The sequence below is a fragment of the Bartonella silvatica genome, assembly GCF_040545155.1.
In the GTDB taxonomy this organism is placed as follows: domain Bacteria; phylum Pseudomonadota; class Alphaproteobacteria; order Rhizobiales; family Rhizobiaceae; genus Bartonella; species Bartonella silvatica.
Genome location: NZ_JBEPLI010000054.1, coordinates 1 through 2,231, shown reverse-complemented (window position 1 = coordinate 2,231; position 2,231 = coordinate 1). Strand labels below are relative to the sequence as shown.

The 2,231-nt window shown below is 46.5% G+C and carries 1 pseudogene; it reads right to left on the bottom strand.

Going from position 1 to position 2,231, the window contains the following annotated elements:
* Positions 1–2,211 (bottom strand): annotated as a pseudogene (locus tag ABID23_RS07780) (phage tail tape measure protein); the annotation flags it as partial.
* Positions 2,212–2,231 lie beyond the last annotated feature (20 nt).

Here is a 2,231-nt window from a genome sequence, read left to right as displayed (position 1 = left end):
GTGGAATGATCTTTGCCTTTTGCTTCTGTGAAAGGGGAATTTGCATGCCCCGCCCCCGCAAATTGTGCAATCGGTTGAATGGCTGTTGTGCCTCCCAAAAAACTTGGCAAAAACTCTCTTAAATTAATGGACCCAAACCACCCCTTCATGCGATGAGGCAAAGATTTACAAAAATCTATCAATTGTGAGATGGTGCCCATAAAACCATCGACAATCCAATTGGCCAAGTCCTCCCCAGCTTGTTCTATACTTGCCTTGGCAGCATCAGAGAGCTTTTCGCGGGCAAAAAAGCTTCCCAACCAGCTCCAAAAATTGGAAAGACTTTGTTTAACGCCCTCCCACAAACCTTCAAAGCTTTGAACAACAGCGCTAAGCCCTTGTTTAAACTTTTGCCAAACTTGAGAGAGATCAAAAGCATTGGCGATTATATTTTTCCAACGCGTAATGGTGGTGGTATCAGCACCAAAAAAGCGCATAACAGCTTCAAAGGCTTGCCCAAAAGCCCGAGATATCACCCGTGCAAAGCCCTTCATAAAAGAAGAAAAACGGTCCCAATATTTCCACAAAACAAAACCAGCTGCCAATATGACCGCCACAACAGCAGCAACCGCAGCCCCTATTGGAGTAAAAATAGCCCCCGCAACAGAGGCAATACCAGCCCCAACCACTTCGATCACTGTCCCGATCCAACCAAAAGAGGCAGCAAATACACTTCCTGAGATCATAACGCCGCGAAACGCCGCCACAAGTAAAGTCATCGGGCGTAAAAGACGCAGCGCGCTCCCACCAAGCCCTGCCATCAATAACTTCAAGGAACGCCCTGAGGCTGCTAAGCCACGCCAGCTTGTTTTAAGCTTACCGCTCACACCAACAAGTTTGATCAAAGAGCCTATCAACTGTAGCAAGCCAAGGCGTGTGCTAGCAAAAGCAAAGCGCAAAACCCGTAGAGCAATATTAAAAGCCATCAGGGCAGCAATGGTTTTGATAATGGCACTTGTTAAAGTGGGATGGGCATTCGCCCACGCCATAAGCCCATTGGTAAAATTGCCAACACTTTCCATCAAACTGTTGAGGGGGGGGCAGAAGCACTTCACCAATGGTAATCCCCAAAGCCACAATGCGGTTTTGTAAGAGTTCAAATTGCCGCATGGCACCGGTTGCTTGTTTGTCTGCTTCTTGCTCTACAGAGCCTTTAAAGACTTTTGGGTTTTCAACATATTTTAAAGCTTGCCCTAACAATTCGGGATTGCACACCAATTTGGCAAAATCACCGGTAAAATCGCGCCCAGCAATGGCAATCAGAGAACGCATCCCCTGTTCGGATTTACCCAACACATTAAAAAAGCGCACCAAGGTACCAGTGGCATCTTTGTCCAGATCTTGCATGAACTTTTCGCGAGAAAGCCCGATATTGGCAAAAGCATCTTCAATATGTTTGCCCCCTGCCTGAATGCGCGCACTCATGGCATTAAAACCACGCGCGGCACTCTCTGGAACAATCCCAGCAGAAATCATCGCCGTACCAAATGCTGCTGTTTCCCGTACGGTGAGCTTAAACATGGTTGCCGCACCAGTCGCACGATTGGTAAAATCAGACACTTCGCTTGCCTTGGCAGCCATGTGGTTAGAGAGATGATTGATAGCATCGCCTAGATCTTCAATGCCTGCTTGATTAAGCTTAAAGACATTGCGCAATTTGGCAAAACGCTCCCCAATCTGATCTCCCGTTATATCAAAAGCTACAGCTGCTTTAGCGGCATAAATGCTAAAAGCTTCTAGATCTTGTTCACCAATTCCTGCTTGGCTAGCACTGGTCATCAGTTCTAAAACTTCACGCGCCGCTAGAGGGATTTTTGTTGAGGTCTCAAGTGCAAAGCGACGCAATTCTTTTAAACGATGAAGAGGAGCATCCAGAACCTTTTCCAAGCCCTTCATGGATTGATCAAATTGCATGGCTTTATAGAGGGGTGCAATCAAGGTTGCGGTTTGGGCAAGTGCACCCACCATGCGTCCACGCGCATGGATAAAAGCATTTTCCGCATTGGCTGTAGCTTCACTCAAGTGCTCAGGATCAAACCACCCTTTAAAATGTTTTCGTGTTTGTTGTTGGAAATACGCAACATCACTACTGAAAGTTTTTAGATCACGCTTGATAGAGGCGATCCCTTCTTGCAGATGGTTCACAAAACGCACAACAAGAGAAACATCCATAACTGTTCTATTCCTTACAC